The sequence below is a fragment of the Photorhabdus kayaii genome (assembly GCF_025384895.1).
GTDB classification, from domain to species: Bacteria; Pseudomonadota; Gammaproteobacteria; order Enterobacterales; family Enterobacteriaceae; genus Photorhabdus; species Photorhabdus kayaii.
This window is the reverse complement of record NZ_JAJAFZ010000156.1, coordinates 1-2,367: the sequence shown is the minus strand read 5'-3', so window position 1 is coordinate 2,367 and position 2,367 is coordinate 1. Positions and strand designations below refer to the sequence as shown.

Sequence of the window (2,367 nt, the reverse complement as noted above, 5' to 3'; positions counted from 1 at the left end):
CGTCACGCCTTCCGTTTGTATCACCCAGTCCAGCACCGACCCCGCTGCGCCACAGCCAAAGCAGTGATACAGGTTCTTAGCCGGCGATATCACCATTGAGGGCGTTTTCTCGTTATGGAACGGACAGCGCAGCACATAATCCTCACCGCGTTTTTTCATCGTACGGCCTTGCTTACGCGCCAGCCCCAGCAACGAGACGGACTGCTTTAAGTGGGTTAAATCGGTATCGGGAATGCGGGCCATAAAAAACCTCGTCTGTAAAAAGCTGTCAATAACCGTTTGATGTTTTTATTAGATACCTTATACTGTGTTTATGTCAACCCTTATTAGAAAGGCAGGTTACAGTATGGAGACGACAACTTTATGGTTTATACCGATGAACTTTCCTGCCAGATTGATACAACTTCGCAAGGCGGCTGACTTGACACAACAGGCGCTGGCTGACAGTGCATCTCTTCATGTTAACCAGATACGCCGTTATGAAGCGGGGTCGGCTCAACCCACCTTAGACGCCCTGATACGGCTGGCTAAAGTGCTGCATGTTTCTCTTGACGAACTGGTGTTTGATGACCACGAACGCGGCCCATCTGATGATTTAGCGTTACAGTTTGAGGCGGTGAGTGGTATGCCGGAGGAAGAACGTAAGATTATCAAGGCATTACTGGATGGAATGATTTTGAAGTACCAGGCTAAACAGATCACTGAGCGCGGCTGAAGCAGGCGGTAACCTGCAACAACCGCTGACCACAACCAACTATACGAGGTAGTTAATTATGGCTGGACGCGATAATAAAACAATTCGCCGGATTTCCCAAGCAGAGCGTTTTGGGAAAGTGGCGACGAACAGTATTTCTTTAAAGGGAAAATGGTTGCAGGAGGCAGGGTTCACTCCTGGGATGCCGTTAAAGATACGGGTGATGCCGGACTGTATTGTGATTACGGCGCAGAACACGCTGGAGTTGTGGCAATGTCTGGAAGGACTGAGCATAGAGCCGTTTAACCCCAGTGCCGCGGTTGACTGGATTAAGTATTATCCTGGCGGACTGAGGCTGGCGGTGTAGGGTAAAATAACGGCCCCGGCACAGAGCCGGGGCGGGTTCTAATCATCATATTTAAAATCTATGTTGATTTTCATTTTATCCAGATCAACCGTGATTTCACATCCTGACCAAGCGGGCAAGCCATTAGTTAGATTATTTTCTATATAATATTTTCTCAGTTCTACTAGAGTCTCTATTAATTTACCATCGACATCTGGGCTATTTGGAACAAACCATTTCTTTTCGCCAAGGTTATCAACATAATCAAATAAAAATTTTGCATGATCATTTTCAGGAGATAGTTCTGCGTCCAGAAAGATCTTAATTGCATTTTCTGGAGCAGCTTCATATAACACTTTTCCTATTCGGGAGTAAATTTCGTCATCAGTTGTTCCCATTATTTACCTCCTGGCGCATTCTTAAATGTTTCTCTAATAGGACGTCCATTATCGATCTGATAAGTTACAGTGATTTTATCAGGTCTAACGCTGTTTCCTATATATGATGGCTCTATCTTCACATTAACTTGTTTCCCATCTTTTAGAGCATTAGCCCAATTGTTCTCCATTTTTTTCCAGGCACTTTTATTAAGGTTACCATTCATTGGAACAATATTGAGCTTTTCACCAGGCCCATTAAAAATACTGGCGATTAAATGGCCGCCTTCATCACCGGCATTTCCACATTTACCACCTTTACATTGTTGATACGTATTACGATCATTCTTCGACCAAGATAGGGTGGCATCCACATTTCCCGTTCTTCCTAATGAGTCAGTATGATAAGTCTTGTTCCCATCCACATGATAGACCGTATTCGGTTCGGGTTTGTTCAGGGCCTTATTCCATCCGCCTTTCTTACCGGAGTCTACCACAACAATGTTTTTCTCTGCTGCCGTATTGCCGGGCTTGCCTCCTCTGCCCATACCACCGGTAACAGCCCCCAGTGCAGCCCCCGCTAAGATTTCTGCTTTCTGTTTATCCAGACCATACTGTGTCTCAAGTTTCTGCGCAAATTCAGTGCTGGTCACAATCCCTGATTCATCGATTTGCTGCATCAGCAAAACAGACAGGTCATTCTTCATACTCCATGGTATATCTTCACCCAGAGCTTTATCGATCGCCTGATGAACCAACATACTGTTGGCTGGGATATCACCGTATTTCTCTTTGCAGGCAGCAGGATCTGACGCACAGGTAACAATTAATTCATTACGCTGTTTCAAACTCAGATCTTCCATTTCTTTTACGATCTGCTGGCAGTCACCGCGTCCCTCACACCCTTTTGCCCTGGCCGCAAAATCCGTTATCTGGTCAGCACTCAAAAA

At 45.5% G+C, this 2,367-nt stretch carries 5 protein-coding genes; 2 read left to right on the top strand and 3 right to left on the bottom strand.

Features of this window, described 5'->3' with window-relative positions:
• A partial coding sequence (locus LGZ98_RS23485) for a CHC2 zinc finger domain-containing protein (RefSeq protein WP_262978699.1) occupies positions 1-243 on the bottom strand: 243 nt, incomplete at its 3' end.
• 133 nt (positions 244-376) lie between these two features.
• On the opposite strand from LGZ98_RS23485, the gene LGZ98_RS23480 reads away from it, so the two are divergent.
• Both LGZ98_RS23480 and LGZ98_RS23475 read left to right on the top strand, forming a co-directional pair.
• A complete protein-coding gene (locus tag LGZ98_RS23480) occupies positions 377-715 on the top strand; it encodes a helix-turn-helix domain-containing protein (RefSeq protein ID WP_315902008.1) in 339 nt (112 codons plus the stop codon).
• Positions 716-773: 58 nt separating this feature from the next.
• Positions 774-1,061, top strand: a complete 288-nt coding sequence (locus tag LGZ98_RS23475; protein WP_021327094.1) for a SymE family type I addiction module toxin — start codon at positions 774-776, stop codon at positions 1,059-1,061.
• A gap of 38 nt (positions 1,062-1,099) precedes the next feature.
• On the opposite strand, the gene LGZ98_RS23470 is transcribed toward LGZ98_RS23475, so the two are convergent.
• Positions 1,100-1,438, bottom strand: coding sequence for an immunity protein YezG family protein (locus tag LGZ98_RS23470; RefSeq protein ID WP_105397058.1), 339 nt, complete (start codon positions 1,436-1,438; stop codon positions 1,100-1,102).
• The coding region (locus LGZ98_RS23465; protein WP_262978697.1) for a DNA/RNA non-specific endonuclease at positions 1,438-2,367 on the bottom strand (930 nt) is incomplete at its 5' end. The genes LGZ98_RS23465 and LGZ98_RS23470, both read right to left, overlap by 1 nt.